General features: G+C 55.3%; 29 protein-coding genes. 14 read left to right on the plus strand and 15 right to left on the minus strand.

Features of this window, described 5'->3' with window-relative positions:
* Positions 1–398: 398 nt before the first annotated feature.
* The 8 genes from ACIPZE_RS07065 to ACIPZE_RS07100 form a co-directional block, all read right to left on the minus strand.
* The gene (locus tag ACIPZE_RS07065) at positions 399–719 is read right to left on the minus strand and encodes a hypothetical protein (protein WP_400772124.1); all 321 of its coding nucleotides are present in this window, start codon (positions 717–719) and stop codon (positions 399–401) included.
* Between the two features lie 55 nt (positions 720–774).
* Positions 775–1,155, minus strand: coding sequence for a hypothetical protein (locus tag ACIPZE_RS07070; RefSeq protein WP_400772126.1), 381 nt, complete (start codon positions 1,153–1,155; stop codon positions 775–777).
* Positions 1,155–2,480 (minus strand): hypothetical protein, encoded by a 1,326-nt coding sequence (locus ACIPZE_RS07075; protein ID WP_400772128.1) that lies wholly within the window; start codon positions 2,478–2,480, stop codon positions 1,155–1,157. The genes ACIPZE_RS07070 and ACIPZE_RS07075 overlap by 1 nt, the downstream gene beginning before the upstream one ends.
* A gap of 303 nt (positions 2,481–2,783) precedes the next feature.
* Positions 2,784–3,143: a DUF6124 family protein gene (locus ACIPZE_RS07080; protein ID WP_095122814.1), complete on the minus strand. Its 360-nt coding sequence runs from the start codon at positions 3,141–3,143 to the stop codon at positions 2,784–2,786.
* A 473-nt stretch (positions 3,144–3,616) separates the two neighbouring features.
* The gene (locus ACIPZE_RS07085; RefSeq protein WP_400772130.1) at positions 3,617–3,904 is read right to left on the minus strand and encodes a hypothetical protein; all 288 of its coding nucleotides are present in this window, start codon (positions 3,902–3,904) and stop codon (positions 3,617–3,619) included.
* Between the two features lie 61 nt (positions 3,905–3,965).
* On the minus strand, positions 3,966–4,352 hold the full coding sequence (locus ACIPZE_RS07090) for a hypothetical protein (RefSeq protein WP_400772131.1): 387 nt from the start codon (positions 4,350–4,352) through the stop codon (positions 3,966–3,968).
* An 85-nt stretch (positions 4,353–4,437) separates the two neighbouring features.
* Positions 4,438–4,821, minus strand: a complete 384-nt coding sequence (locus tag ACIPZE_RS07095; protein ID WP_400772133.1) for a hypothetical protein — start codon at positions 4,819–4,821, stop codon at positions 4,438–4,440.
* Complete coding sequence (locus ACIPZE_RS07100; protein WP_400772134.1) at positions 4,818–5,966, minus strand: hypothetical protein; 1,149 nt, start codon at positions 5,964–5,966, stop codon at positions 4,818–4,820. The genes ACIPZE_RS07095 and ACIPZE_RS07100 overlap by 4 nt, the downstream gene beginning before the upstream one ends.
* A gap of 284 nt (positions 5,967–6,250) precedes the next feature.
* On the opposite strand from ACIPZE_RS07100, the gene ACIPZE_RS07105 reads away from it, so the two are divergent.
* Complete coding sequence (locus ACIPZE_RS07105) at positions 6,251–6,661, plus strand: hypothetical protein (RefSeq protein ID WP_400772135.1); 411 nt, start codon at positions 6,251–6,253, stop codon at positions 6,659–6,661.
* Positions 6,662–6,796: 135 nt separating this feature from the next.
* On the opposite strand, the gene ACIPZE_RS07110 is transcribed toward ACIPZE_RS07105, so the two are convergent.
* Complete coding sequence (locus tag ACIPZE_RS07110; RefSeq protein ID WP_008087957.1) at positions 6,797–7,156, minus strand: DUF6124 family protein; 360 nt, start codon at positions 7,154–7,156, stop codon at positions 6,797–6,799.
* Positions 7,157–7,718: 562 nt separating this feature from the next.
* Between ACIPZE_RS07110 and ACIPZE_RS07115 the strand changes: the two genes are divergently transcribed.
* The 6 genes from ACIPZE_RS07115 to ACIPZE_RS07140 all read left to right on the plus strand — a co-directional run bounded on the left by ACIPZE_RS07115 (position 7,719) and on the right by ACIPZE_RS07140 (position 12,169).
* On the plus strand, positions 7,719–8,705 hold the full coding sequence (locus ACIPZE_RS07115) for a hypothetical protein (RefSeq protein WP_400772137.1): 987 nt from the start codon (positions 7,719–7,721) through the stop codon (positions 8,703–8,705).
* Between the two features lie 33 nt (positions 8,706–8,738).
* Positions 8,739–9,170: a hypothetical protein gene (locus ACIPZE_RS07120; protein WP_400772138.1), complete on the plus strand. Its 432-nt coding sequence runs from the start codon at positions 8,739–8,741 to the stop codon at positions 9,168–9,170.
* A complete protein-coding gene (locus ACIPZE_RS07125) occupies positions 9,171–9,761 on the plus strand; it encodes a hypothetical protein (RefSeq protein ID WP_400772140.1) in 591 nt (196 codons plus the stop codon).
* A gap of 471 nt (positions 9,762–10,232) precedes the next feature.
* Complete coding sequence (locus tag ACIPZE_RS07130) at positions 10,233–11,231, plus strand: hypothetical protein (RefSeq protein WP_400772142.1); 999 nt, start codon at positions 10,233–10,235, stop codon at positions 11,229–11,231.
* Positions 11,232–11,235: 4 nt separating this feature from the next.
* Positions 11,236–11,484, plus strand: a complete 249-nt coding sequence (locus tag ACIPZE_RS07135) for an S-4TM family putative pore-forming effector (protein WP_400772400.1) — start codon at positions 11,236–11,238, stop codon at positions 11,482–11,484.
* Positions 11,447–12,169: an S-4TM family putative pore-forming effector gene (locus ACIPZE_RS07140; RefSeq protein WP_400772144.1), complete on the plus strand. Its 723-nt coding sequence runs from the start codon at positions 11,447–11,449 to the stop codon at positions 12,167–12,169. The genes ACIPZE_RS07135 and ACIPZE_RS07140 overlap by 38 nt, the downstream gene beginning before the upstream one ends.
* 317 nt (positions 12,170–12,486) lie before the next feature.
* Here ACIPZE_RS07140 and ACIPZE_RS07145 read toward each other — a convergent pair whose 3' ends face one another.
* Positions 12,487–12,918 (minus strand): type II secretion system protein N, encoded by a 432-nt coding sequence (locus ACIPZE_RS07145; RefSeq protein WP_400772145.1) that lies wholly within the window; start codon positions 12,916–12,918, stop codon positions 12,487–12,489.
* A 120-nt stretch (positions 12,919–13,038) separates the two neighbouring features.
* On the opposite strand from ACIPZE_RS07145, the gene ACIPZE_RS07150 reads away from it, so the two are divergent.
* Both ACIPZE_RS07150 and ACIPZE_RS07155 read left to right on the plus strand, forming a co-directional pair.
* A complete protein-coding gene (locus ACIPZE_RS07150; protein WP_400772147.1) occupies positions 13,039–13,491 on the plus strand; it encodes a GspH/FimT family pseudopilin in 453 nt (150 codons plus the stop codon).
* Positions 13,488–14,096: a prepilin-type N-terminal cleavage/methylation domain-containing protein gene (locus tag ACIPZE_RS07155; protein ID WP_400772149.1), complete on the plus strand. Its 609-nt coding sequence runs from the start codon at positions 13,488–13,490 to the stop codon at positions 14,094–14,096. The genes ACIPZE_RS07150 and ACIPZE_RS07155 overlap by 4 nt, the downstream gene beginning before the upstream one ends.
* Positions 14,097–14,643: 547 nt before the next feature.
* Here the strand turns inward: ACIPZE_RS07155 and ACIPZE_RS07160 are convergent.
* The 3 genes from ACIPZE_RS07160 to ACIPZE_RS07170 are packed head-to-tail and all read right to left on the minus strand — an operon-like array spanning position 14,644 to position 16,884.
* Positions 14,644–15,582 (minus strand): FecR family protein, encoded by a 939-nt coding sequence (locus tag ACIPZE_RS07160; protein ID WP_400772150.1) that lies wholly within the window; start codon positions 15,580–15,582, stop codon positions 14,644–14,646.
* Positions 15,583–15,613: 31 nt separating this feature from the next.
* The gene (locus ACIPZE_RS07165) at positions 15,614–16,165 is read right to left on the minus strand and encodes an RNA polymerase sigma factor (RefSeq protein ID WP_129393006.1); all 552 of its coding nucleotides are present in this window, start codon (positions 16,163–16,165) and stop codon (positions 15,614–15,616) included.
* Positions 16,162–16,884: a secretin and TonB N-terminal domain-containing protein gene (locus ACIPZE_RS07170; RefSeq protein ID WP_129393003.1), complete on the minus strand. Its 723-nt coding sequence runs from the start codon at positions 16,882–16,884 to the stop codon at positions 16,162–16,164. The genes ACIPZE_RS07165 and ACIPZE_RS07170 overlap by 4 nt, the downstream gene beginning before the upstream one ends.
* 150 nt (positions 16,885–17,034) lie before the next feature.
* Between ACIPZE_RS07170 and ACIPZE_RS07175 the strand changes: the two genes are divergently transcribed.
* Positions 17,035–17,349, plus strand: coding sequence for a hypothetical protein (locus ACIPZE_RS07175; RefSeq protein ID WP_102902194.1), 315 nt, complete (start codon positions 17,035–17,037; stop codon positions 17,347–17,349).
* A gap of 136 nt (positions 17,350–17,485) precedes the next feature.
* Here ACIPZE_RS07175 and ACIPZE_RS07180 read toward each other — a convergent pair whose 3' ends face one another.
* A complete protein-coding gene (locus tag ACIPZE_RS07180) occupies positions 17,486–17,926 on the minus strand; it encodes a carboxymuconolactone decarboxylase family protein (RefSeq protein ID WP_129393000.1) in 441 nt (146 codons plus the stop codon).
* 423 nt (positions 17,927–18,349) lie between these two features.
* Between ACIPZE_RS07180 and ACIPZE_RS07185 the strand changes: the two genes are divergently transcribed.
* The 4 genes from ACIPZE_RS07185 to ACIPZE_RS07200 all read left to right on the plus strand — a co-directional run bounded on the left by ACIPZE_RS07185 (position 18,350) and on the right by ACIPZE_RS07200 (position 21,736).
* Positions 18,350–19,783: a PLP-dependent aminotransferase family protein gene (locus ACIPZE_RS07185; protein WP_400772152.1), complete on the plus strand. Its 1,434-nt coding sequence runs from the start codon at positions 18,350–18,352 to the stop codon at positions 19,781–19,783.
* Between the two features lie 124 nt (positions 19,784–19,907).
* Complete coding sequence (locus ACIPZE_RS07190) at positions 19,908–20,201, plus strand: putative quinol monooxygenase (protein ID WP_016984406.1); 294 nt, start codon at positions 19,908–19,910, stop codon at positions 20,199–20,201.
* Positions 20,202–20,389: 188 nt separating this feature from the next.
* On the plus strand, positions 20,390–20,794 hold the full coding sequence (locus ACIPZE_RS07195; protein ID WP_283436736.1) for a cupin domain-containing protein: 405 nt from the start codon (positions 20,390–20,392) through the stop codon (positions 20,792–20,794).
* A gap of 228 nt (positions 20,795–21,022) precedes the next feature.
* Positions 21,023–21,736: an ATPase gene (locus tag ACIPZE_RS07200; RefSeq protein WP_400772154.1), complete on the plus strand. Its 714-nt coding sequence runs from the start codon at positions 21,023–21,025 to the stop codon at positions 21,734–21,736.
* Positions 21,737–21,903: 167 nt separating this feature from the next.
* Here the strand turns inward: ACIPZE_RS07200 and ACIPZE_RS07205 are convergent, their stop codons facing one another.
* On the minus strand, positions 21,904–26,799 hold the full coding sequence (locus ACIPZE_RS07205; protein WP_283436738.1) for an NAD-glutamate dehydrogenase: 4,896 nt from the start codon (positions 26,797–26,799) through the stop codon (positions 21,904–21,906).
* Positions 26,800–26,953: the final 154 nt, after the last annotated feature.

The following is a 26,953-nucleotide window of genomic DNA, read 5'->3' on the forward strand; positions in this document are numbered from 1 at the left end:
ACCGGATATCAAGGAATCCGGCACACCCGAAGGTGTCCCACGCACAGCCACCGCGACATGATTTCAGACAATGCCTGAACACGTGCAGAACGCTGGCGCGCCTTGATATTGGGCGGACGGTCAAATCCGATCGCTGATTCATCAGCGACCGCACCACAATAGAACCCGCCCCCAAGGCGCACAAGCCGGCGGATTCTGGCGCAGCTGTAGGCAAAGGCGCAAGGATGTGTAGCCTGAGAGAGTGTCTTGAGATGTTTTTAAACGTTCGCGTTTAACGAGACCTCATTCCGTCACGTACCCGCAACAGATCCGAGATTGCTAGCCTGGTGCTTACTCGAACAGTCCTAAATATTCCGCCCAACCATAAAAAACCAGAATTCCCAGCAGAGAAAATGCATTCAATCGATATGGTATTTCGACCCACCGCCGCAATTCAGCGGAAGGCTCCGGACATCTTCGAGGGCACCCGGATTATCCGGCAACAGGCGCGAAGGACGTTTACGAAGTAACGCAGTGATCAGATTGAGCCTGTACCTGCGCGCCAAAAAACCAGAACGTCCCTTCTGCGGGCAGTTGTGGAGCAGATAGCAATTTTCAAGGTGCAATTCAATTTCGGAAAGCTTGAAATACCCGACATAGATCATCACCAGAACGTTGGAGATGATCAGCACCAGTAACGCAATGCCAGTGGCGGCGAACAGAAGTTTGATTTCAGTCATGGGGAGAGTCTTCGTAACCGACCTCACCGAAGGATTGATTTTTCTTTTTGCCCCATTACAGAAAACCTCTGTATTTCCCATATAGCCAAAGCAGTGACGTCCCGCCGCACACGAAATAGCCGACATGAAATGGACTCGTCGCCCAGAACCTGAGTCCTCTGGGAAGGCATTGAACGGCGTCGATCAGCAAGGGTTCCTGCCGCTGGACGCTCTTGGATGTAATCAGCCGGCTGACAGCGGCCATCCGCTGAGTTCTCGAGTAAAAACTTCCCCCTGATGAACCACAGTCCATGGATAGGTACAGCCATTCATCAAAGTGTTTTTCCAGAGCATCGAGTTTTGTGTAAACGGCGTAGAAAATCATTGCGCAGTTGATCACGCCCATCATTATCTGCGCCCCACATGCCCAGGCAAATACTGTGCTGGTGATTTCCATTACTCGGAATACTCATGAATTTCTTGTCCCACTAACTCTCCTAGCTCTGTCATCTTTGTTCCTGTCTCCACGGACCCTGCCGCACCGACCACAAGCACACACACGAGTTTTCCCATTCCTTTCAGTTTCGCGCATACCGCCAAACCTACTTTCCCTCCGATATATCCACCAGCAAGAGCTCCAGCGGTACCGCCGACCATTTTCCCTCCCTCTACAAATCTCACTTGCCTGCATTCCGCCTCGCGGTCGGACGCGCAAACCTCGTAGATTTTTGAGCTGGATGCGCCGAGTTGCAGACCTATGCCGAGATAACCACCGCCCTTCATGAACTTTGCTGCTCTGGCAACGCCCGCAATGTTGGTTGCATATCCGGGCAGTTGTGCCGGTGCGCCTGCTTTGCCCCACCGGTGAACAGTTCGGCGGGTGGACAATCCCAGTGCACGTTTGAGTTTTGGATGACCTGGCAGACCGGAACCTTTGCGTACCAGCGGCCCAAGGCTGGCATCCAGTTTCGCCATCAGACGTTTGCGTTTGGCATAGAACTCCGGCGAATGCAGATGGCGATGTTGGGTGTATTGCTGCTGATGCAGTTGCTCCAACTCTTTGAGGGTGTTTTTCAATCCTTCCAGATGCTGCCCGATCATGAATGACGCAACGCCCAATGTACCGGCCGACACCTCCAGAAACGGCTCAATGCCCTCATGATGCTCAACCATGAACGAAGCTTCTTCATCCGAAAGGTCTTTCAACGCCTCGTTCACCTTCTCCGCAGCGGCCATCATTTGTGCTTCTTCGCGCCGGCACATGTAGTTACGTGAGTCGCTGAACAGGACCATTTGCCCAGGCTTGACCCGCTCACCGAGATGTCGATTGAGTGAACGGAATTCGCGACGAAGTGAGTCGCCGGGACTGATTTCGTACAACTCCCGTTCAAGCGCCGCGAGCGTCATGGGTTTCTGAACGATGTGGAAACCCGATTCAGCCGGTTGCGGCAAGGTGTAGGCGTGCTCCTCCACCAAGTGTTGTGCAGGAGGTGGCTCGGGTTTGGGGTTGAAGGCATTCCAGGAGGCGCCGCCGTTGTCTGTAGCCATGCGTGGCTTGACCAGAGCCCAATCACCGTTACGCACAGCATCGATGAGTTTTTGTTCGTTCGCGCCTTGCATGTAGTTGGAACGATGCAGGCCCATGGCGTTTAACAAGTCGTCGAATCCGGGCAAGTCGTCCGGGCGATTCAATGCCTGTCGGAAGTGTTCCATGGATTGGTAGGAATCGAGGACCTGCTCTCGCTGACCATGGAACTCGCTTTGTGGGATGAGTCTGGTCACGTCCGTGTCCCGTTCTGAAAACGCAGGACTTTGGCGAACGGACTCAGATTTGAATGCAGGATGGATCGGTGTTCGTTGTAGGGAAAATCCGGTTTTCTGAATCGCAGACGCCGCGCTCAAATCATCAATGTTTTAAGGGGGTACTGGGTGGGGCAGAAAATAGATCCGTCGCCAATGTTTGCTCCCACAGGTATCAGCGTCATACACAACATCTGCTATCAGCATAAAACCCTGTGGGAGCGAGCCTGCTCGCGACGCCAGAATGAACACCCGATCAATCACCAGGTGATCCCGACACCCGCATCACTCCGGCAATTGCAAATTATCCAGCGCCCGATTCACCGCCAACTCCCCGAGCATGATCAACTGCGCAATCCCAGCCAGCGCCTGGCGCTGCGATGCCGGCAACAGGCTGGAGACGTTCTGGGCGATGGTTTTGGCCGAAGCGAGTGTTGCACTGGCATCGACCAGCAGTTCTTCGGTTTTGTTGTCCGCCGTCACGGCGTACATCCCACGGTTTTTACGTGGAGGCGGCGTGGAACCGGGTGGACAGAGGTAATGATCGAGCGCGCGGTCGGCGGCTTCGTGGAGTTTTCTGGAATCGATGGATTCGTAGGGGGAAACCGAGGCGGTTTCGGGCGGGTTGGGTGTTGGTTTGATCATGGTGAAGCTCCTATTAGAGTGGAGCCGCCATAACTGTCGCTAAACAGAAAGGTGGCGGCTGTACGCAGGTTAGCGAACCGGTTATAGGCACCCGGCAGACCCAAGGGTCTCCCGCATACAGCCACCATAGCGGAGTCGCAGACATCGAGTCTGCGACAAAGCATGGAACGCTGATGCACCTATTACAAAAAGTCGAGTCGCTAAACCCGATCGCTGAATCATCAGCGACCGCACCACAATAGAACTCGCCCCCAAGGCGCACAAGCCGGCGGATTCTGGCGTAGCTGTAGGCAAAGGCGCAAGGATATGTAGCCTGAGAGAGTGTCTGGAGATGTCTTTTTAAACGTTGGCGTTTATCGGGACCTTCATTGCGTCTCGGATCCCACAACAGATCCGTTCCCCTATCCCAACAGACGAAAGAAAATGGCCGAGATTGCAAGTCGTAACTGACAACCTCGGCCATATAAAAAGCGCTATTTCTTCCAGCACATATCGACGTCCCCCTGAGTACTCAGGTCTGTATCAATACCCAACCGGTACCAGCAATAATCAATAATCCACCCCCGCTCCTCCGCCGTCAGGCGCTCCACCTTCCTGATCTCTCCATCATTGGCGTGGATGTTGTAGAACTTCATCTGAAACATGGGGTGTTTCTTGATGAAGACAATGGTCTCGATGTCGCCATCCTCAACCGCGTTGTAGTAGCCGACGTAGAGCATGGTCGCTACAACGAGGATTGCCGCGATTAAAAGCTTTTTCATTTTTTCGGTGCCGGAGGTGGAAGCAGATTTTTTTGGCTTTGATGACTCAATGTCAGCAGCGCTAAACAAAACCTGACTTAACAGCGATCCCAAAGCTGATCATGACCACCAACAGAGAAATGACGCTCCATTGCAGCACCACTAGCTTACGTTTAAGGGAGGCTGGGAAACTGGCCAAATCTTCAGAGCTCAGCTCACCCCTTTTCAAATAGAAGTGAGGGAACGTCACAATTCCTGAAATGCCGCCTACAAGCAGAAGCTTTCCCCAAGGCCCACCATACCGAAGCGGTGCCCGAGTCATGATGGCTGAGCAATTCTTCAGGTGCTCCAACATCAAATCCATCTTCGTATAGGCCAAGTGCAAACAGACGCCTATCCAAAGAATTAGCCCTGCCAGATCAACGATGGCAATGAACAGAAGTACCTTATCAACGACGTTCAAACTCACTTCCCTGTCGAGTAGATTTTCTCACCAGTTCACTCGCTTTTAGTCTCCAAGCGTTAAAACGAGGCTGAGCACGTTTCTCATCCGGTTACTTCAGCACTCCTGATTTCCCCAAAGCAACCAGCACAACCATCGCAGAAAGCAGCGCTATGGCGCTCCATTGCATCAACACAAGTCTCTGCTTGAGTGAGGAAGGAAAATTCTCTACGTCATCGGCGCTGAGCGTGCCGCGTCTCATGTAGAAATTGGTGAACGTAACGAGACCAGAGGCACCACCTACTAAAAGCAACCTCCCCCACGCACCTCCGTGCTTCAGCGCAGCTAACCTGATGCCGGCAGAGCTGTTTTTGAGGTGTTCAAGGATCAGGTCCATCTTGGTATGTGCAATGTAGAGAGCAATCCCGATCCAGATGATCATCGAGATAATCACTACGCCACACAATCCTCCGACTATCAGTTCAGCGGTATTCATTTAGCCACCTCGTAAATCACTTCGCCGAACATTTCACCGCCGGCCCCTCCTACCGCCCCGCCAGCATATGAGCCTGCCGCTACAACTACTACGCCGCAAGCGAGGGTTACCAATCCACCAGTAGGCACGCCAAGCCCCACACAAATGGCACCTACCACTGGGGCAGTTAGTGCTGCACCTGTCATCGCGCCACCGGCCACACCACCAATGAAGCTTCCACCCTCGGTGTATTTAATCTTTTCACAGGCATCTTTGTTGCCTGCTGCGCAGACTTCTTGAACCTTCATGTAAGACGCCCCGCCCCCTACGGCTGTACCAATCCAGCCACCGTATTTCACAACCTTGGCTGCTTTGGCGACACCTTCCGCGTGGGTGGCGTAACCGGGAATCTGTCCCGGCGCACCGGCCAGGGTCCAGTGATGCACCAGGCTTTTGCTTGAGATGCCGAGGGCAGATTTCAGACTTGGGTGATCAGGGAAACCGATGCCCTTTCTGGTTAGCCCGGTGAGCTGTCTGTCAAGCTTGGCAAACAGTCGTGCGCGTTCATCAAAGAACTCCGAACTACGTAAGTGACCGTCTCGCTGAAAACTTTTCTGGTGCAGCGTTTCGATTTCCTTCAGCGATGTTGTCACGTCTCCCAGGTTCTTGGCGAAGATCGATTCACCAACGCCAATTGATGTTGAGCCTTGCGAAAGAATGGACTCAATCTGGCTCTGATAGCGAACCATGAAGCTCGCTTCTTCGTCGGTCATGGGCTTGAGTGCCGCGTCTACTTTCTGAGCCGCCTCCATGAGCAACGCTTCTTCACGTGTGCACTGAGGATTGTTCGGATCGCTCAACACGATGAGCTGCCCGGGCTTGGCGTACCCAGTGACGTGAGGGTTGAGGCGCGTGAATTTCTCAAGCGTTGCACCATCCGGCTTATCAAACAATGCGGCTTCTAGTGCAGAACGCGGCATGACTTGCTGAACGATGTAGAAACCGGGTTCCGCTGCTGGCTTCGCAACAGCCGGTTTCTCTGCGGGAGCCTCAGGGTATTCTGCCCAGTGCTTGGCGTGCAGATCGGTCGGTTCTACGCCACGGTAGACCTGTTTTCTTGGAGGGTTCGGTTGTGCGGGCCTTGGTACGTTTCCATATTCACTCATGCATCATCCTTGTTCACTTCGGGAATCCCAACTTGAGGTTCTGACAGTCCGACGCTATCGAAAAGCCCAAGTGCTGGCTGTAGGACAAAGCCTAAAAAGCTGTGCCCAAACGGATGATTCCTGTCATTCGCGGGGTGCGCAGGATAACTGGTGAGGGAGGATGGTTGTATGGCAGCAGATGGCCACACATAGAATAGTCGCAGGATTTGCCTGACCCACCCGCGACCTTGTGCCGAGTACTCGGAGTTTTTGTCGAGCTATAAATCGGCTGGAGGAACAACCAAATGAAGGCTTCAACCCTCGTACTTGTCGCACTTTATTGCACGGGTATCAGCGCAACGTTTGCCGATGCCTCACAGGCGCGAAACGACCAGCGAGGGCCAGCAGACATCGTCGTCGGTGAACGTTTGGCTGCGGCCAAGTCGAAGCTCGTCAAGCAAGGATGGAAGCCGACGCGGATGCACGCCACCGACGGCTATGAATACAGTGGCGTGGAGCGGGAGTTGGCTGCACGCAAGTTCTTCGAACTGGACACCTGCTCGTTTGATAGCTCGCGCTGCATCTTGTACTACGCGAAGAAAGGAACTTGCCTGCGCGTCGATACCATCGGTGAGCAATTCAATGACATGACCGTGACGCGATGGACCGCGAATGTCCCGAGGCGCCCCAATAACCACCCGAAGACTACGCGGTAGCAATCGAATGCTCCCACAGGTTTCAGCGTCGCACACAACACCTGCAATCAGCATAAAACCCTGTGGGAGCGAGCTTGCTCGCGAAAGCGCCAGAATGAACACCCGATCAATCACCAGGTGATCCCGGCACCCGCATCACTCCGGCAATTGCAAATTATCCAGCGCCCGATTCACCGCCAACTCCCCGAGCATGATCAACTGCGCAATCCCCGCCAGCGCATGGCGCTGCGATGCCGGCAACAGGCTGGAGACGTTCTGGGCGATGGTTTTGGCCGAAGCGAGTGTTGCACTGGCATCGACCAGCAGTTCTTCGGTTTTGTTGTCCGCCGTCACGGCGTACATCCCACGGTTTTTACGTGGGGGCGGCGTGGAACCGGGTGGACAGAGATAATGGTCGAGCGCGCGGTCGGCGGCTTCGTGGAGTTTTTTGGAATCGATGGATTCGTAGGGGGAAACCGAGGCGGTTTCGGGAGGGTTGGGTGTTGGTTTGATCATGAGTGAATCTCCAAATCATAGAAAAGGAGCCATCATCTTTCGCTACCAAACGAAGGGGTGGTGGCCATACGAAGGTTGGTAGACCGGTGACTTGGAGAACCGGCGCGCCCGAAGACGCCCTGCGCATGGCCACCATAAATACACAGCCCCAAAAAGGCCTGTATCGGGTGACGCTATGCGCCAAGTCTAAGCCGGGCTACCAAACCCGATCACTGATTCGTCAGCGACCGGACCACAATAGAATCCGACCCAAAAGCGCACAAGCCGGCGGATTCTGGCGTAGCTGTAGGCAAAGGCGCAAGCATGTGTAGCCTGGAAGAGTGTTTGGAGATGTCTTTTTAAACGTTGGTGTTTATCGTAATCTCCCGTCTACATTTCTCTCGTAACGTTTGTACCATTATCTCTAAACGCCCTAAGGCCTAGTCACACTCTTAGAACTGTACCCCAGCCAGTCAGGACTCAACTCAATGGTAGCGACTCCGTAACGACGTAGAGTAAAGTGGACCTCTGTCATCTGGATGACATTTGGTCATTCAGCCAGAAAGAGAAGCTAGGGAACAATATGAACATTGATCTTCCGAAGCGTTTTGAGAAAGAGTATCTAGAGTCGTTTTTTAATCTCTTAGATTCTGCCAAAGATCATCCAGAGCGAGTCACCATAAATTTAGGTGTTCTTGAGTTTTCTACACCGACTGCAATGTTGGTGGCTGGGGTTGTACTAAGGAATTGGGTTGCCTATCGAAAGGCATTAAATTTGGACACATGGCGATCCGAGGTCAATGAGAACAATCAAGCTCACTCGTACCTAATGCATCTAGGATTTTTTGATTTCATAAATATTCAAGCAGGAAAAAAAGTTGGCGAAGCAACGGGCTCCCTTACATACCTGCCTATTCGGATTATAAAACGACCAGAGGAATCTGCAGAAGAAGCCGGTCGAGACGCTTGGTATGAGTCTATAGAATCAGTAGCTCGAGGCTTGGGAGGTGTAGTAGCCGGATCCCATGATGACAGCAAGGAGTTAAGAATATATACCTATGCAATCAGAGAAATCATTAGAAATGTTTTTGAGCACTCCGGGGCTAATGAATGCTTGATTTGCGGCCAGCGCTGGGCAAATGGCGCAGTGGAGTTTGCTGTAGTTGATGAGGGTATAGGTATATCAAGTTCATTAAGAGGCATTCTCAAAATTGAGAATGACGAAAATGCATTAATACAAGCAATAAGCCCCGGTATAACTCGAACGATTGGCCTCAGCGAAGAAAAAAACATCTATGATAACTCTGGCTTCGGCCTGTATGTATTGAGTCAAGTTGGAAGTAATTTCGGATGGTTCGCACTAGGTAGTGGTCAAGCCAAATTAATAGGTTCAAATCGAGAGTTTATTACGTCGAAATTTTCATTTCCCGGTACGTTTGTAGGCATAAGATTAAACAAAACCCCGTCGGAATTTAGAGAGCTATTGAGTGACATTGTCAGCGCCGGAGAGCAGGAGGCCAAACTATCAGGCAGAGCGAGAAAGGCCTCTGCATTTTCTAAGCTTGCTTGACGGACTTTGGCAACACGATAAATAGAGGCAGTAATGATTGAGAAACTTAGTGAAACCTTAAGAGACGTTGTTAAGCTCGCTGGAAAGGATTTCTCTGGCGTCGGCGTGATAGTTTGGAATGAAAAATTCGACATACCTATTTTCCCTCTCCGAGCTAACGCAAACGTTCCTAAAAATGACAATTTAGTGCAAAACTTAGCACAAATATCTTCCCTAAGTAGCGATCTCCATGATGGCTTTCACATTCTGACACCAACGCTCGAACTAATCCGAGTTGCTCAGTATTTCTCACCCCCAATTATTAACGAGATCCGACTAAATCGTGAGAGACGTTTTGGCGGACGGTATTTAGCGGCTCTATTTGGCTCTAAAATACAAGGAATTGTACTTAGTGCTGTGGCCACACAAGCACTGGGCATTGCAATTTTCAAAAACGGTAAAGAAATCTATTTCGAGGAGCTTTAAGTGTTCGCGATTATTTCTCCAATTAAAATGATGGTTCTTATTTGCCAAGCTTATGCGACCTTGGCTCTTTTAATAGTATTGGCTTTGTTTTTATATAATCCTGAAATTTCGGCAGGCACGCTCCTTCGAGTTGTATTAGGGGGCGCTGGAGCACTAGAATTATTCTTACTTGTTAGCGCACACTTTTTCTGGAGAAAGCTTTGGGCAAAATTCCCCAAGCTAAACGAATACTTATTTCCAGACCTCAATGGCAACTGGAACATGAAAATTCATTGGAGTAGCAATGAAACGGAGGGCGTTGTAGATGCTACGGCCAGCATCAGGCAAAACCTGGTATCTATGACCATGGAAGTACGCTCGACTGGCTCTGACTCAGAAACCATCGTAGTAAAAACAACCAAAGATTCAGTTTCAGGTAGACCGATAATTTTTTACTTCTATCGAGTCATCCCTAAAAATATTGGAGCGGAACCGTCGCCTCCATATGAAGGAGCTTCTACACTAAAATTATTCACCGAGGGAAACGAAGTTCTTAGAGGCAACTATTTTACTAGCCGCAATACTAAAGGACACTTCGAACTTACACGATAGTAGTATTCACAAAAGGCAACTATCGACTGCCAATTCAATCGACCTAAAGCACGTTTCCTATCCTCGCCCCGAGAATGACTGGAAAAGTTGATTTTATTTGGAGAGTGTGAAACTGCATCCCTAACCATCCTTTTCTATTTCCTACGGCCAAGCGACCGCCGCCGCACTGTTCAACAGGGGGCGCGGTGACGCACGCCCCTAAACAACGCGTTGTAAAGGCTCCAGTTCCCGCCTCGGTATCGCTTCGAATGTGGACCGTCTATCAGCGAGTCAGGCAATTTTTGTCTAAGCTTAGAGCTGGCAGGCGCCCAAGGTGAGTATCAAAAACGTAATAGATGCCTAGGTTCAGGCAAAAATTTCTTTTCGTAGACAATCAGGCAAGAGTCTTCCGTCAAAAATGGCACAGTGGTGGCCAGAGAACTGGATCTATGATCCAATCGACTTAGGGACTCGCTCAATTAGGGAAGTGATATGGCTACCACTGTGATCTCGGCTTTCAATGAGTTCTTGAAGGAAACGGTTAATTTAGATCCAGAAGATACAAAGCTAGCACGTCAGGATAGAGATACCCTACGTGCACGTATCCAAGGGCTTCAAACATCAGTTGATTACTTCCCAGCGCTCTACACCGACGCCGACATAAACTATGGATCATTTTCCCGCCGCACAAAAAAAAGACCTCTAGATGACGTAGATATGTTTTTTTGTTTGATGGCGCAAGGCGCAACTTACAACGATTACGACCCAAACAACATCACAATATCGCTCACAAATACAGCTAGCACCCTTTATCAATACACGAAAGATGATAACGAAACTATAAGCTCGATAAAAATATTAAACAAATTCAAAAAAAGCCTAGAAAATATTTACCAGTATAGAAATGCAGAAATCAACAGAAGACAGGAAGTCATACTATTGAATCTCAAAAATAAAGACTGGTCCTTTGACATCGCGCCTTGCTTCAGAACCGTAGAACAGCATGGCACTAGCTTTTATCTAATCCCAAATGGAACCGGGGACTGGAAAAAAGCTGACCCGCGGATTGATAAAGACAGGACAGTAGCGATCAATCAACAAAACAATGGCAATGTACTCAATATCATTAGAATTATTAAATTCTGGAATAGCCGTGCAACCATGCACACGATGAGCTCCTATCTATTAGAGAATATAATACTCAATTTTTACAAGTACCGTACAGACTGCTCGAGCTTTGTAGACTTATCCCTACCTGATATTTTCAACCATATATCTTCCGCTGTCTATCAAGTAATCCCTGACCCTAAGGGATATCAAGGTGACCTAAACAATCTGACATTCGAGCAAAAAATTGGTATAAGTGCGAGAGCTAACCTAGATTATCTAAGAGCACTTGAGGCACGTAGATTCGAAAGCAATAAAGATGAAAAATCGTCAATCGGCAAATGGCGCGAAATATTTGGCTCTGAATTTCCGGAGCATGGGTGAGACGATGAGTATTAGAACACAGCAAAATGAGCACACCAATATTCAGAAGCTTGCCGCATCCCGACGCCTGTACTCAATTGCCAAGAAATACAACAACGGATATGTAATGCTCAATGTTGTTACGATAACGATACTGACGTTCTTATCCATAGGGTTAAATAGCGAACTGCTTGCCAAGCAATTCGACTTCATCCAAACAGATTACTCGAGTTGGCTTGCAGTTTTTTTCAATAATCGTCCTTACAACCGATAAACTATTAATAGGGGACAGAATAGACGCCAACCGAGAAAAAGCGGCAAAAATCCAAGAACTTTTTGATAGAAACCTATTCAAAATAGAGTGGAATTTTGCGCTAGCTGGACCTACCCCTCGAATTGAAGACATTATCAGACACGGCGAATGGCACTTAAAAAGGCACAAAAACACCAAGCTTCTTGATTGGTATGCAATAAAATCAGACCACACACCGCATTACGTTCAAGTATTAATCTGCCAGAATTCCTCGCTATATTGGGATTCGAATCTTAGAGAAAAAATTAACTATGCTGTGATCATCGGTGGTATTGCTATTCTGGCAGGCGCACTTTCGCTTTGCCTATACTTCGATCTTTCAACATTGGCGATACTCACCAACCTTACAGCATTACTTGGGCCAATTCTCGACTACGGTTATAAAACCCTCAAGGAAAACAAAGCCTCAATCGAGCAGTCGCAGAGATTGTTGGATTGTATCGAGAGTTCAATCAAAAGTGCAAAGAACGACCCAAGCAATGATTCTCTCATTCGCGCAGCAGCATCCATACAAGATCAACTATTTGTTAAGCGAAAATCAGACTGGTTGATACCGGATCTATTCTATAAAATTCTGCGCAAGACAGACGAAACCGTTATGCGCCTGTCTACCCAACAACTTGAGAAAATATTTAAAGATCGTTGACATCCAACATTTAAAGTACGAGTACCCCCATCCACTTCACACTGTTAATTATTTTGGCAGCTACACGAAACCGCTACAGTAATACTGAGTGGAGCAGCTAGCTTGAGGCAGTGCACTTCATAGCAAGCACCGAAGTTAGTGTCCATCTGACTGTATGGAAAAGCGGCATTCGATAGAGCGATGTTGTTCGCAAAGGGCCGCTTTCGATAGCGATCATTCACCAAGAATAAGTTCTGGTGGGAAGCAATAGCCTTTTTTGCAGAGGAACATGAATTGTCTCCTGAATAAACGATAGCAAATAATTTCAACCCTAAATATCAGGGCCGAGTCAGCTTCGGCAACACCACCCCCTCCCCCAACCTCTCCAACCCCAACCTCACCTTCTCCCCACCCTGCTCAATCACCACCCCATCCCCCTCCACCGCCACCAACTTCACCCCAGGCCCAACCCTCTCCCCCGGCAAAAAACTCCTCGGCGGCCCGTCGTTCAAACTCAATATCGCCACCGCAGCAGACCCACCCGCCATCACCCCGCTCACCTTGATATCCATCGGCGCCGTTTGATTGGAAAACCACTGCAACGCCGGGCTATCAGTGCGCGCCGCCAGCAACTGCGGGGCCGCTGCCGGGGTGTGGGATTCGGCGGAGGTCAGTAGCAGCGACGACCACGTCGCCACGCCGACCAGCGCTGCGAGCAGCGCGAGGACCTGGACCATTTGTGGTGGCGAAACACGTGTGGCGAATGTCATGGGCTGAATCTCCTTTTTATCCCTGCGCTCAGCCTACGCGGCAATTCTCTCCGTTTTATTTCACACGCCTTACATGTTGGCCGTGCACTCTGGAAATCGACGCAAAGGAGCGCGCAACCGATGAACGTGGGCAAGCAACAAGGCTTCACTCTGATCGAGCTGATGGTGGTGCTGGTGATCATCGGTATCGCCAGTGCGGCGATCAGTCTGAGTATCAAACCGGATCCGCTGCAGTTGCTGCGCAAGGATGCCGAGCGTGTGGCGCAGTTACTGCAGGTGGCGCAGGCGGAGGCCCGGGCCGATGGTCGGCCGATTGTGTGGGTGAGTGATGCCAAGGGGTTTCGGTTTAGTCGGCGCAGTGACAGTGGCAAGGGGTTCGATCATTTCGCGCAGGATCCGCAGTTGCGGCCGCGTGCCTGGCAGAGTCCGAAAATGGAGGTGCGGGTGGAGCCGAAGCAGCGGGTTGTGCTGAACGTTGAGTGGATCAATCCGCCGCTGCAATTGACGTTGTCGGATGGCTTGAATCGGTTGAGCGTAGTGCGCGATGGCGCTGGGCGGATCAGTATCCAATGAAGAATCAGCACGGGTTTACGTTGATTGAGGTGATGGTCGCGATTTTGCTGATGGCGGTGGTGAGTCTGATTGCCTGGCGGGGGCTGGACAGTGTGACGCGGGCGGACAGTCATTTGCAGGCGAGTGGTGAGCAGAGCGACAGTTTGTTGCGGGCGCTGAATCAGTTGCAGCGGGATGTCGATATGCGGGCGGGGATTGAGTTGACTGAGCCGAAGAAGATTGGCGTGGATGATGAGCCGCTGACGGCGCCGGCCGCTCTGACTGTGCGCAGTAGCGACAGTAAGGGGTTTCGGCTGGACATCATTCGCAGTGCGGCGGATCAGCCGGGGGCGTTGCAGCGGGTGCGTTGGTGGGTCAAGGGCGACACGTTGTATCGGGCGGTGGCTGAGGCGCGGAGTCGGTATCCGTTGCCGGCGCCGGGGAATGGGGTTGCTGTTTTGCAGGGTGTGAGTGATGTGCAGGTGCGGGTTTGGGAGGTGGATAAAGGGTGGCGGCAGTTGAGTGGGAATCGGCGGGAGGAACCGTTGGGGTTGGAGATTCGGTTGAGTCGGGGGACGGCGCAGGGGGTGGAGAAGTATCGGCAGGTGATTGGGCCGTTGGAGTGACGGACATCGGATGTCACTGTAGGAGCTGCCGAAGGCTGCGATCTTTTGACTTTGATTTTCAAGATCAAAAGATCGCAGCCTTCGGCAGCTCCTACATTGGGATTTGGGTGCGGTCAGTTGGAGGGTGGTTGCGTGGTAGGCCGTCTTCGCGAGCAGGCTCACTCCTACAGTTTTTAATGTGCGTACAACCCAAGCGGCAAAGCCGCCCCACTCAACAGGATGAGCGCAAGCTCGGCTGCAGCTTTTGATCTTGTTCCACGGGCGACGTCGGAAGGCTTCGTTCCGGGATTCATCCGGGGGTGGGAGCGCAGCGACCGTTTGGCGCAGCCAAATGCAGCGAGAGGAGGTGCAGCGAAGCAAACCGTAGGCGATGCGCCCGGATGGATCCCGGAGCGAAGGAACCCCGAGCTTTAGCGAGCGGGCCGCACGTAGGAGCAAGCCTTTTGGGTTACCTTTTCGCTGGGCCGGCACTCCGGCGTTTGGAAAAGGTGACCCGCCGTAAGGGCGGAACCCTCCCACAGGGATTGGTGGTGTTGGCGGGAATGGATTAACTGAGGACGACTACTCCGCCGGGCAGCTCAGTGCATTTGACGCCGTAGGCGTCGCGGATGAGCAGCGCAACGCCAGCGAGTTGGTCGAGGCTGAAGCGGGCCTGGACGCGGCGTTGGCCGAGTTCGCGGTTGAGCAGCAACAACATCCCCGGCCGATACCGATTGATCTCATCAATCATCTGGCTCAGCGTAGCGCCGTTGAACACCAACACTTGCTGGCGCCAGTTCATCACGGCGGCTGTGTCGACGCTTTGCACACTGCCAACCTGCCGCGCGTCGTAGGTCACCTGCTGCCCCGGTTCAAGCCGCAAACTACGCCCCTCAACATCCACTTCAACCGCACCATCAAGGCAAGTCACACAAACTTGCTGATCAGTGTTACGCAAGTTGAAACGCCCCTGACTGGCACGCAACCACCCTCCCCCAGCCTGCATCGCCAGCGGCAACCGCGCGGTCTGCACTTCGACTTCGCCGCTGACCAGTTCAAAGCCTTGCACGCCGTTATCGATTGAGCGCTGATTGATCCGCGTCTGGGTGTTCAGCTCCAGGCTCACGCCTTGCGCCGGTTCGAAGCGGCGCTGTTGGCCAACTTCAGTGATGTAGTCGGCACCGAGCCCTTCGAAGCCGCCGGGAATCGTCCCGCGCACCAGCAAAAACGCCGCCGATGCGGCAATCGCGCCGCCGAGAAACGCACGACGGCCAAACCCGCGCGGCGCCTGCATTTGCTCCAAGGCCGGTTGCAGTTGCTGCCATAACCGCTTGGCATCTTCGAACGCGCGGGCATGATCGGCGCTCTGCGCGCACCATTCGCGCAGGGCGCGGGCGTCGGCCACGGTGGCGCGGCCGGAGGTCAGCAGGACCAGCCAGTCGCGGGCTTCGCTGTGCAGGTTGTCGGCCACCGATGGCTCGGCAGGTGTCAGTCGAAAGATGTTCAAACGCGCAGATTCTCAACGGATTAATCGGGCACTACTCTGAAGACGGTTTTCCGGCCCCGCGACCGAACCGCTGAAACACTTTTCTTTCCAGTTTTGCGGCGCAGAAGCCCAATGCGGCTTTGATTTCCTTTTCGACCATGCGCGTGGAGATGCCGAAACGCTGGGAGATTTCCAGGTGCGGCGCCTCTTCCAGACGCGCGGCGATGAAGATTCTGCGGCGCCGCGCTGGCAGCTCATAGAGGGCGCTGAGCAGCGACTGGATTTCCTTTTGCCCGCCCACTACGCGCGCAGGATCGAGGGCCTCGTCGCCGATTTGCAGCAGCTCTTCGACTTCCTCGCCGGTGAGCAGGCGCGCGTCGGCCTGACGACGGTCGGCGGCGATGTTCAGGGCCATGCGATAGAGGTAGGCGTTGGGCCGGGCGATATTCGCCGGCGTTTCCATGCGGTCGACGCGCAAGTAGGTTTCGTGCAGCACGTCGTTGGCCAGATCCTCTGAGCCGAGACGCCTGCGCAGACGCACCCGAAAGTCCTCGTAGGACGTCAGGAACAGTTGGACCATCGAACCTTGTCCGGTGTCTTTCATCCCCCGGAAACTCCTTCCCATTTGGTGCATTCCATGCGTTTTCCTGACGACTCCGGTAACAACAGCAACGTGACCGGCTGGCGTAACGCGCTGGGCGTTGGCCGGTCGATCCTTAGATTGCGAAAGCTTTCCACCAGCGCGGTATCGCGCCGTACATCACCGGTCGAGGTGACCAACCGGTTGTGCTGCACCACACCGTCGCGCCCGACCCAGACCTGCAACACCGCGCGATAACTGCCGGGCCGGGTCAGCGGCGAACGACAGAGGTTGCGCTCGATCGCCGCTTGCACGGCGGTGGCGTAACTGCGGCTGACGGCGACGCTTTCGGGCGTCTGTCTTTGTGTCGGCGCCGGCACGTCTTCGACCTGCGCCACTTGCAGGGTGAACGCATCGTTGCGCGCGTAACGCGCCATCAAGCCGCTGCCACCGAGCAAACGGCGCAAAGCGTCGGCGGCGGTGTATTCGCCATCGACGGCCAATGAGCGTCGGCCACGACTTAGCTGACTGTCGACCAGCACCGCAACGCCGGTGGCGCGGCTGTACTGATCGAGCGCCCGGGCCAGATCCTGCGCGGGAATGTGCAGCGTCATGCGCAAGTCTGCCGGCACCGGCTCCGCCGTCGCTTCAACCGCCAGCAAGGCACACAGCAGCCCCAGCCACACCCGGTGCACAAGAGTCGTTGAACGCTGAAGACCGTCCCTGGAACTGCCTCGCTGCACGGCTGACGAATCCTTGGAAATCGTCATCCTGAGGGCTGTTTATGACTCTGGTGTGACGGCCGGTGCAAAAAAACCATCACGGGAATTGCGCAAGGCTTGCACTAGACTCAAGCCATAGCGCGGCCCCGTCGGGCCGGCCAGGAGGCGAGCATGAATACACTGTGGCGATTGAGCCTTGGCGGGCTGTTGTTGATGGCGCTGTCGAGCGCTTATGCGGAGCAGCCGTTGGGCTGTGTGGAAGTGACGGTCGGCGGCTACAAGGCGCCGAATTACGATTGCTTGAGCCAGCAGATGGGCAACAACCCTGAAGGGGCTGCGGCGGCGGAAAAGAATCAGGAGGCGCTGAATGTGCCGGTAAACAAGCGCCCGCCCAATCAGGTGGGCCTGGCGACACCGGCCGCGACCAGTACGCGAATGGGCAATACCTTTGGCACCTCGGTAAAACCGCAACGCCCACCACAATGACATCGACCAACCGATTGATCGTTCCCACGCTCCGCGTGGGAATGCAGCCCGGGACGCTCCGCGTCCCATTCAGAGCCGAACGCGGAGCGTCCGTTGAGGCATTCCCACGCAGAGCGTGGGAACGATCATAGGGGGTTCAATCGCTGGGGGTTTGGCGGAAGCTGACGGCCAGGCGGTTCCAGCTGTTGATGGTGGTGACGGCCATGGTCAGGTCGACCATTTCGCCTTCGCTGAATTGCTCGCGGGCCTGCTGATAGACATCGTCGGGCACGTGGCTCTCGGCTAACAGTGTCACCGCTTCGGCCCAGCCCAGCGCCGCACGTTCGCGCGGATTGAAGAAGTTGCTGTCGCGCCACACCGCGATCGCGTACAAGCGCCGATCACTCTCCCCGGCCCGGCGCGCATCCACCGAGTGCATGTCGGTGCAGAACGCGCAGCCATTGAGTTGCGAGGCGCGGATCCGGATCAGTTGCAGCAGCGGTTGCTCGATGCTCAGGTTGCTGGTCAGCGCCTCCATGGCGATCATCGCTTTCATCGCCTTGGGCGAAGCGTTGTAGTAATCCAGACGCGGGGACATGGCGGGTCTCGGGGAGGCGGAATAATGAGTTCACCGTAAACGCCGACAGCGGCGCATTACAGCCCCAATTGCACGAAAAACCGCTACACCACTGAATCCCCGCTAAACACCAATGATCGTTCCCACGCTCCGCGTGGGAATGCAGCCATGGACGCTCCGCGTCCACTGTGACGCAGAGCGTCACGAGAGGAGTTACCACGCGGAGCGTGGGAACGATCAAAACACCAATCTCCTGTAGGAGCTGCCGAAGGCTGCGATCTTTTGATGTTGTCTTTTGAAAAGCAAGATCAAAAGATCGCAGCCTTCGGCAGCTCCTACAGGGATTTGCGCCAATTTTGGTTTTTTGGGCTGCGCAACTATTGTGGATCGTGCAACGGCGGTACTCTGGCGGGCACCTCAATCAGTCTCGGGAGCCTTGTCGGTATGGAACTTCACGTCGTGATCAACGGCCGCAAGGATCTCGCCGGTCAGTTGTATCAGCAACTGCGCGGGGCCATTGAGTCCGGGCGCCTCGCGGCTGGCACGCAGTTGCCGCCGAGCCGTCTGCTCGCCGAGCAACTGGGCATCTCGCGCAAGACCATTTCCGACACCTACGCGCAACTGACCTACGAAAACTTCCTCACCGGGGTGATCGGCAAAGGCACCTACGTCAACGCGCGCCCGGCGCAGGCCCAGCGCAAACAAAGCCACACCGAGCTGGCCAGTGCCGAGGTGATCGAGAGCTGGCGCAATCTGCCGGTGTTCCTGCGTCATCCGACGCTGGAAGGCTCGTTGCGCTACGACTTTATCGGCGGCGCCACCAGCAAGGGCCAGTTTCCGCAGGACGAGTGGCGCCGCTGCGTGTCCCATGCGATGCGTCAGATGGCCCAGTCGAAAGGCTTCTACAGCGTCGCCGAAGGCCTGCCCGCGCTGCGCAATGCGATTGCCCGGCACATCGCGTTTTCCCGTGGGATCAACTGTCAGGACGAAGACATCGTCGTGTGCAACGGCGCGCAACAGGCGCTGGACCTGATCACCCGCGTGCTGATCCGCCCCGGCAGTCTGGTGGCGATGGAAGACCCCGGTTATCCGCCGGCACGCCTGCTGTTCGGCACGCATGGCGCCGAGGTGGTCGGGATTCCGGTGGATGCCGAGGGCATTCAGGTCGAGCACATTCCCGAGGGCACGCGGCTCATCTATGTGACGCCGTCGCACCAGTTTCCGCTGGGCATGCCGATGAGTCAGGCGCGCCGTGAAGCCTTGCTGGCTCGCGCGCATGAGTTGGGCGCGATCATCATCGAGGACGACTATGACAGCGAGTTCCGCTACGAAGGCCGGCCGACCGATTCGCTGTTCAATCTCGATCAGCGTGGCATCGTCGCCTACGTCGGGACCTTCTCGAAGACCCTGCTGCCCGAGCTGCGCCTGGGTTACGCGATTCTGCCGCCGGCCATTCTCGAGGCGGTGATCCGCGCCAAGCAGCTCACCGATCTGCACGCTTCGACGCTGCCACAATGGGCGTTGGCCAAGTTCATCGCCGAAGGTTATCTGCTCAAGCACATTCGCCGCTGCCACGCGATTTATGCGCAGCGCCGCGAGCGTATTCTGGCGCGCATGGCCAGCGATCTCGCGCCGTGGCTTGCGGCGGTACCGGCCAGCGCCGGGTTCCACATGGCGGTGTTCTGCAAGGTGCCGATCGACTTGCCGCTGCTGATCGAGCTGGCGAAGAAGGTCGAGGTCGGTTTGTACTCGATCAACGGCTTCTATTATCAGCAACCGCCGAAAGACGGTTTGTACTTCGGTTTCGGCGCCATCGACACGCTGGACATCGATATCGCCCTCGATCGCCTGCGCGACATCCTGCAGCAGGTCGCCTGAAGGCATTGGTCTGAAGATTTAACCGCCGATTGGTTATTGGTGTTCCGGGGGTGCAGGCCTATCCTGCACAGACGTTATCCCTCAGTGAGCAGGATTCGTCCGGCCTGATTCAGGAGTGTGAGCAATGTCCAACGAAGTGATCAATACGGTCCAGGTGCAGGCTGCCGCCGGCCGCTCGGATGAACTGGGCAGGCAACTGCAGAAGATTGTCGAAACCCTGCGCGAAACGCCGGGCTGCGATTCCTACCTGGTCGACCGCTGCCCCGAGGACAGCCACCGCTGGACGGTCAGTGCCCGTTGGCAGTCCGAAGCGGCGATGCAGGCGCATTTCAACCGTCCTGAGGCGCAGGGGTTTATCGACCTGATCGATAGCCGGCTGGCCAATAGCGTCGACTTCAACAGCTTCCCTATTGTTTAAAGCAAGATCAAAAGATCGCAGCCTTCGGCAGCTCCTACAGAGATCGGTGTAGGAGCTGCCGAAGGCTGCGATCTTTGGCTTTTGGATTCCCTGAATTGGTCACCTGATCTTCCCGAATATTGGCCGTTTGAATGCTCCACCTCGCGGACTACTGTGATTGCACCCCCAACCCTCACAGGTAACCCGCCATGAAAGCCCTGCCCTTCTTCGCCGCCGCCCTCGCCCTGAGCCTTTTCACTTCGGCCGCTTTCGCCCACGACCCGTCGGAAAAAGTCACCGTCCTCCAAGACCAGGTGCTGAAAAACGCCCCTGGCAAAAAAGCCATGATGATTGAGGTCGACTACAAACCCGGCCAGGCCTCCATCGCCCACAAACACGACGGCACCGCGATGGCTTACGTGCTCGAAGGCGAAGTGATCTCTCAAGTGAAGGGCGAACAGGCGATTACCTACAAGAAAGGTCAGTTCTGGTACGAACCGGCTGGCTCCGAGCATCTGGTGTCAAAAAACGCCAGCGCCACCAAGCCTGCCAAGTTGCTGGTGTTCATGGTGCTGTCCCCGGACGAGCAAGTATTGATCCCGCTGAAAAACTGATGGATGTTTAATCAGCCATAAATAAAAAGGCGCAAATCATCGATTTGCGCCTTTTTATTTCCCGACGCAATTAACCGGGTCGGGTTACAGCAAATAAAACTATTCAACACTAAACAAGACAGCAAATTGTCAGGTTACTTACAGCCCGCCAGGTTTAGTCTGAATTAACGGTCGTCGTCGACGACTACTCAAACTTTCCGACTGATGTTGTTTCACGGGAGAAACACCATGAAACTTGCCTTTGCCAGTACCTTGGCGATATCGGTTTTAGCCTTGTCCGCCTGTTCTGTCCCCACCGCACCCAAAGCGGTTTCGTCCCTCGACACACTCTTCACCCAACCGGTCGGCCGCAGCAGTGCCGCCCAGGTGAAAAGTGGTCCCGGCGTGTCGCTCGGCGTGGTCTACAGCCCAAGCACGCAAAGCAACCGCGAATACCTGCGCGACTATCAGGCCAACGCCGGCACCGGTTTCGGCCAGAGCCTGCTGGTGCAACCGATACATGACGCCTACGTCGCCAGTTCGAAACCGGACATGGCCGTGGAATGGGTGAATGCTTCGCTGCAACGTCAATTTGGCTCGGTGACGGTCTATCCAGACATGCAAAGCCTGCGTGCGGCCAAGCCGGATGTGGTGGCAATCGTCGACACTCACAGCCAGTTGATTACCTCGCGCAGCTCCGATATCAAGGCCGATGTCAGTGCCGATTTTTATGATGCGCAGTTGAACTATATCGGTACGGCGAAAGGTTCGGATGCACGTGAGTTGACGCCGGTGTGGGCGGACTTCAAGCGGTCGGAAGAGATTGTTGCGGATATTAATCAGCAGCAGGATGTGCAAGTTAAGGCGTTGCAGAAGTTTGACCAATCGCTCAACAATTTAGTCGCTCGGCCTTCGGACAAAGTATCGATGCTCGATAACAAACAAGGTCAGAAGTTGTATTGATACCTGCCCCCTGTAGGAGCTGCCGAAGGCTGCGATCTTTTGATCTTGATCTTTAAAAGGCAAAAGATCGCAGCCTTCGGCAGCTCCTACACCGGTCGGTACGAATCCAGAGACATAAAAAAGCCCCGGCATCTCTCGACACCGGGGCTTTTTCATTCAGCCACTACTTACGCCAGTTCAAGCTCGGCATTCGCAGTCACCGCAGGCACTACCGCTTGCCCACTCAACGCCAGATCCAGCAGTTCACGGTTGGCCACTGCATACATGGCGTAGTCCGTGCCGCTCGCCGCACGGATTTCCACCAGCATGGCGCGCCAGCGCGAGATCATGCTTTCGTGTTGTTCCATCCACAGCGCCAGACGTGCTTCCACGTCCAGTGTGCCGTCGCCCTGTTGCAGGACAGAGATGGTGATCGCACGTTGCTGCCAGTCGACATCGTCACGGAACGCTTCACGGGCCAGAGCTTGCCAGTTGTTTTCAACCGGCAGTGCGCTGATCTGTTGCAGGTACCAGGTGATGTCCAGCGCACTGCCCACAGCGAAGTAAGCTTTCGCCACTTCTGCAGGGTTCTGGCCAGTCACGTCGGAGGCTTCGATGATCGGCAGCAGCGTGTACAGGTGCGAGGTGCCCGCAACCATACGCGCCAGCAATTCCGGGACACCGGCTTCGACGTAAGCCTGATAGCGCGCCTGCCAGTTTTCACGGATTTCGCCGCTCAGCAGTTCGTCGAGTTTCAGGCCCAGCTCTTTCAGGTGCGGACCGAAATGCGCGACGTCACGGGCAGCGTTCTGCTCGTTGCGACGGGCACGCAGGAACCAGCGCGTAGCGCGACGGCCCAGACGCATCAGCTCGTCCATCAGCTCCAGCTGCACATCAGCGCTGACTTGGTAGTCCAGCGCTTCGATCTGACGGAACCAGTGCGGGAGGTGGAAGATGTCGCGCACGATCACATAAGCGCCAGCGACGTTCGCCGGGCTCATGCCGGTCGACTCTTTGAGTCGTTGAACGAAGGTGATGCCCATGTGGTTGACCAGGTCGTTGGCGATCTGGGTGCTGACGATCTCGCGCTTCAGACGGTGACGACGCATGGCTTCGGAGAACTTGCTGACCAGAGTCGGCGGGAACGCCGTTTCCATGTCGCGGGTCAGGTAATCGTCGTCCGGCACCAAGGAACCCAACAGCTGCTCCTTGAGGTCGATCTTGCTGTAGGAAATCAGCACCGACAGCTCAGGACGGGTCAGACCGTGGCCTTCAGCAATGCGCTCGTTGATCTGCTCTTCGGTCGGCAGGAATTCGATGGCACGGTCCAGCTTGCCACGGCCTTCCAGATCGCTCATCAGACGCTTGTACTCAGCGATGCGCGCATACGCACGACGCGCCGCCAGGGACAGGGCCTGAGTCTGCTTGTAGTTGTTGCCCAGCACCAGATTGCCGACTTCGTCGGTCATGCTCGCCAGCAACTGGTTGCGTTGCTTGTCGGTCATGTCACCGGCCTGAACCACTTCGTTCAGCAGGATCTTGATGTTCACTTCGTGGTCGGAGCAGTCCACGCCACCGGCGTTGTCGATGAAGTCGGTGTTGGAACCGCCGCCATTCAGACCGAATTCGACACGACCCAGTTGGGTCATGCCGAGGTTACCGCCCTCGCCCACGACCTTGCAGCGCAACTCGTTGCCGTTCACGCGCAGTGCATCGTTGGCCTTGTCGCCGACATCGGCGTGGCTTTCAGTGCTGGCCTTGACGTAAGTGCCGATACCGCCGTTCCACAACAGATCCACCGGCGCCTTGAGCAAGGCGTTGAGCAGTTCGGTCGGGGTCAGCTTGTCAGCCTTGATGGCGAAGCGTTCCTGCATTTGCGGCGAGATCGCGATGCTCTTCGCGCTGCGCGAGAAGATACCGCCACCTTCGGACATGATGCTGGTGTCGTAGTCGGTCCAGGCCGAACGCGGCAGGTCGAACATGCGCTGACGCTCGACGAAGCTGGTCGCCGGGTTCGGGTTTGGATCGATGAAGATGTGCAGGTGGTTGAAGGCCGCGACCAGTTGCAGCTTGTCGGACATCAACAGGCCGTTACCGAACACGTCACCGGCCATGTCGCCGACGCCGACCACAGTGATGCTGTCTTCCTGAACATTGATGCCGCGCTCGCGGAAGTGACGTTGTACGCCGACCCACGCGCCTTTGGCGGTAATGCCCATTTTCTTGTGGTCGTAACCGGCCGAACCACCGGACGCAAACGCGTCACCCAGCCAGAAGCCGTAGTCGATGGCGATGCCATTGGCGATGTCGGAGAAGGTTGCAGTGCCCTTGTCCGCTGCCACGACCAGGTACGGGTCGTCATCGTCGTGGCGAACCACGTTCAATGGCGGCACCAGCGCGCCGTCTTTCAGGTTGTCGGTGATGTCCAACAGGCCGGAAATGAAGATGCGGTAGCAGGCGATGCCCTCGGCCGCGATCTCGTCACGGCTGCCGCCCAGTGGCAGGCGACGCGGCAGGAAGCCGCCCTTCGCACCCACTGGCACGATGACCGAGTTTTTCACTTGTTGAGCTTTCACCAGGCCGAGGACTTCGGTACGGAAGTCTTCTTCACGGTCGGACCAGCGCAGACCACCACGGGCAACGTTACCGAAGCGCAGGTGCACGCCTTCAACGCGAGGCGAGTAGACGAAGATTTCGAACTTCGGCACTGGCTTCGGCAGTTCAGGGATCGCGTGCGGGTTGAACTTGAAGCTGAAGTACGACTTGTTCTGGCCGTTGGCATCAGTCTGATAGAAGTTGGTCCGCAGGGTTGCTTTGATCAGGTCGAGGTAACGACGCAGGATGCGGTCTTCGTTGAGCACCTGGACGTCGTCCAGTGCGGTCAGAATCGCTTGTTCCAGACGCTGTTGCTTGTCTTCCAGATCTTCATCGCTGAGTTTGCGCGCCAGATAGAAGCGGGTCTTGAACAACCGGGTCAGTTCGCGAGCGATGTCGGTGTGGTTGTTCAGGGTGCTGGCGATGTAGCCCAGATCGAAGCCCAGACGAATCTGCTTCAGGTAACGCGCGTAAGCACGCAGCAGCGCAACGTCGCGCCATGGCAGGCCGGCGGTCAGTACCAGACGGTTGAACGCATCGTTCTCGGCTTCGCCACGGACGATGTGGACAAAGGCGTCCTGCAGGGTGTCGTTGAGTTGCTGGATGTCGAGGTCCAGACCTTCAGCGGCGGTGAACGCGAAGTCGTGAATCCAGAACTCGCGGCCATTGGTGTGACGCAGACGGTACGGGAATTCACCCAGTACGCGCAGACCGAGGTTTTCCAGGATCGGCAGCACGTCGGACAGCGCCAGCGGGGTGTCGGCGTGGTACAGCTTGCAATGCAGCTCGCGCTGGCCGGAGACCTGACCGAGCGGCTGATAGAAGCTCATCACCAGCGGATTTTTTTCGTTGAGGCTCAGCAGGTGCTGCATGTCGACCACGGCCGAATGCGCAGCGAAACGCTCGCGGTAGCCGGCCGGAAAGCCTTTCGGGAAGTCCGCCAGCACGTTGGTGCCGTGGGCTTCGCCGAAGCTTTCGACGGTCAGTGCGGCGTAGTCGTCCTGCCAGCTGCGGCACGCTTGCACGACTTCTTTTTCCAGCAGCACCGGGTCGATGTCGAGACGGTTTTTCGGGTCGACACGCAGGATCAACTGCACGCGCGCCAGTACCGACTCGGAGAAGAACGTCCAGAATTCGCAATCGGAAGCCTTCAGGCGTTCCATCAGCACTTGCTGGATCTTCTGGCGAACTTCGGTGGAGTAGATGTCGCGCGGCACGTAGGCCAGGCAGTAGCAGAAGCGACCGTACGGGTCTTTGCGCAGGAACACGCGGATCTTGTTGCGTTCCTGGATCTGCACGATCGACATCACGGTGGTGAACAGTTCGTCGACCGGGGTCTGGAACAGGTCGTCACGCGGCAATACTTCGAGCACCTGCGCCAGTTCCTTGCCCAGGTGAGCCTTGGACTGGAAGCCGGAGCGGCGTTCGATTTCTTCGACCTTGCGGCGGATGAACGGGATGACCCGCACGCTCTCGCCATACACCGAGGAGGTGTACAGGCCCATGAAGCGGTGTTCCTTGATGACTTTGCCGTCGGCGTCGATTTCACGGATCGACACGTAATCCGGGTACGCCGGACGGTGTACACGGCTCGGGTGCGCAGCCTTGGCGAACGACAGCAGGGTCGGTTCGCGCAGGTAGTTCACCGCGTAATCTTCGATGCGCAGGTCATCGTAGGTCAGGCCGGTGCGCAGCAGTTTGGTCAGGCCGAGGAAGGAATTCTGGTCGTACTCGATGTGGCCGCCATCGGCCTGATCGGTAACCACGAACTCTTCGTAGCCGAGGAAGGTGAAGTGGTTGCCCACCAGCCATTCCAGGAAGCTCTTGATCTCGTTCTTTTCGTCGGTATCGACGGCGAACGCGCTGTTGTCGAGCCGGGTGAGGATGTCCTGCACCTTGGCTTTCATCGGCTCGAAATCGGCGACCGCGACGCGGACTTCACCGAGAACCTGTTCCAGCTCTTTGCTCAGCACATTCAGTTCGGCCGCGTTGGCGCAGCGGTCGATTTCCAGGTACATCAGCGATTCGTGCAGAACGCCTTCGCCGGTGCTGCCTTTTGGCAGGATTTCCAGCAATTCGCCCTTGCTGCCACGACGCACGCTGAGCACGGTGGTTTGCAGGGTGTGGATGCTGTAGCCGCGACGGTTCAGTTCGGTGCGGACCGAGTCGACGAGGAATGGCAGGTCGTGGTGCAGGACTTCGACCGCGGTGTGGGTCGACTGCCAGCCATGACGCTCGTAATCAGGGTTGTAGACGCGCACTTGCGGTTGCGCGTGATCGAAGCGCTCAAGCAGGCGCCACGCGGAAAGAGTACAGCCAGCGAGGTCGGAGAGGCGACGTTGAGTCAGCTCGTCCAGGGAAATGATGCCGAAGAATTGTTCAGCGAACAGCGCCACTTGTGGCAGTGCCTGTTCACTGATGTGCTGCGCCAGTGCCGCTTGCAGTTGGTGCTGGAAGTCGGCTTTGCTGGCTGCGGTGAAGAACGCCATCTGTGGTACTCCGCTTAAGCTTGTTATTGATGGAAAGCGTCGCGTGCAACACCCCTCTCGGGGCTACTGTCGCCCTGTTCCTGAATCTCGGGCAGAGGAAACAGGGTGACAGGTGGGTGAAGCTGGACGAGACACTCAGGTCACATTCACCTTC

This window comes from Pseudomonas sp. NPDC089741 (genome assembly GCF_044748825.1).
In the GTDB taxonomy this organism is placed as follows: domain Bacteria; phylum Pseudomonadota; class Gammaproteobacteria; order Pseudomonadales; family Pseudomonadaceae; genus Aquipseudomonas; species Aquipseudomonas helmanticensis.

Bases quoted from the DNA above. Each gene is read 5' to 3' on its own strand.
- ACIPZE_RS07150 (WP_400772147.1), top strand. From the start codon at position 13,039: ATGAACGTGGGCAAGCAACAAGGCTTCACTCTGATCGAGCTGATGGTG.
- ACIPZE_RS07165 (WP_129393006.1), bottom strand. From the start codon at position 16,165: ATGAAAGACACCGGACAAGGTTCGATGGTCCAACTGTTCCTGACGTCC.
- ACIPZE_RS07115 (WP_400772137.1), top strand. From the start codon at position 7,719: ATGAACATTGATCTTCCGAAGCGTTTTGAGAAAGAGTATCTAGAGTCG.
- ACIPZE_RS07180 (WP_129393000.1), bottom strand. From the start codon at position 17,926: ATGTCCCCGCGTCTGGATTACTACAACGCTTCGCCCAAGGCGATGAAA.
- ACIPZE_RS07105 (WP_400772135.1), top strand. From the start codon at position 6,251: ATGAAGGCTTCAACCCTCGTACTTGTCGCACTTTATTGCACGGGTATC.
- ACIPZE_RS07190 (WP_016984406.1), top strand. From the start codon at position 19,908: ATGTCCAACGAAGTGATCAATACGGTCCAGGTGCAGGCTGCCGCCGGC.
- ACIPZE_RS07185 (WP_400772152.1), top strand. From the start codon at position 18,350: ATGGAACTTCACGTCGTGATCAACGGCCGCAAGGATCTCGCCGGTCAG.
- ACIPZE_RS07175 (WP_102902194.1), top strand. From the start codon at position 17,035: ATGAATACACTGTGGCGATTGAGCCTTGGCGGGCTGTTGTTGATGGCG.
- ACIPZE_RS07070 (WP_400772126.1), bottom strand. From the start codon at position 1,155: ATGGAAATCACCAGCACAGTATTTGCCTGGGCATGTGGGGCGCAGATA.
- ACIPZE_RS07120 (WP_400772138.1), top strand. From the start codon at position 8,739: ATGATTGAGAAACTTAGTGAAACCTTAAGAGACGTTGTTAAGCTCGCT.
- ACIPZE_RS07135 (WP_400772400.1), top strand. From the start codon at position 11,236: ATGAGTATTAGAACACAGCAAAATGAGCACACCAATATTCAGAAGCTT.
- ACIPZE_RS07205 (WP_283436738.1), bottom strand. From the start codon at position 26,799: ATGGCGTTCTTCACCGCAGCCAGCAAAGCCGACTTCCAGCACCAACTG.
- ACIPZE_RS07110 (WP_008087957.1), bottom strand. From the start codon at position 7,156: ATGATCAAACCAACACCCAACCCTCCCGAAACCGCCTCGGTTTCCCCC.
- ACIPZE_RS07130 (WP_400772142.1), top strand. From the start codon at position 10,233: ATGGCTACCACTGTGATCTCGGCTTTCAATGAGTTCTTGAAGGAAACG.
- ACIPZE_RS07145 (WP_400772145.1), bottom strand. From the start codon at position 12,918: ATGACATTCGCCACACGTGTTTCGCCACCACAAATGGTCCAGGTCCTC.
- ACIPZE_RS07095 (WP_400772133.1), bottom strand. From the start codon at position 4,821: ATGAATACCGCTGAACTGATAGTCGGAGGATTGTGTGGCGTAGTGATT.
- ACIPZE_RS07080 (WP_095122814.1), bottom strand. From the start codon at position 3,143: ATGATCAAACCAACACCCAACCCGCCCGAAACCGCCTCGGTTTCCCCC.
- ACIPZE_RS07065 (WP_400772124.1), bottom strand. From the start codon at position 719: ATGACTGAAATCAAACTTCTGTTCGCCGCCACTGGCATTGCGTTACTG.
- ACIPZE_RS07155 (WP_400772149.1), top strand. From the start codon at position 13,488: ATGAAGAATCAGCACGGGTTTACGTTGATTGAGGTGATGGTCGCGATT.
- ACIPZE_RS07085 (WP_400772130.1), bottom strand. From the start codon at position 3,904: ATGAAAAAGCTTTTAATCGCGGCAATCCTCGTTGTAGCGACCATGCTC.
- ACIPZE_RS07200 (WP_400772154.1), top strand. From the start codon at position 21,023: ATGAAACTTGCCTTTGCCAGTACCTTGGCGATATCGGTTTTAGCCTTG.
- ACIPZE_RS07100 (WP_400772134.1), bottom strand. From the start codon at position 5,966: ATGAGTGAATATGGAAACGTACCAAGGCCCGCACAACCGAACCCTCCA.
- ACIPZE_RS07195 (WP_283436736.1), top strand. From the start codon at position 20,390: ATGAAAGCCCTGCCCTTCTTCGCCGCCGCCCTCGCCCTGAGCCTTTTC.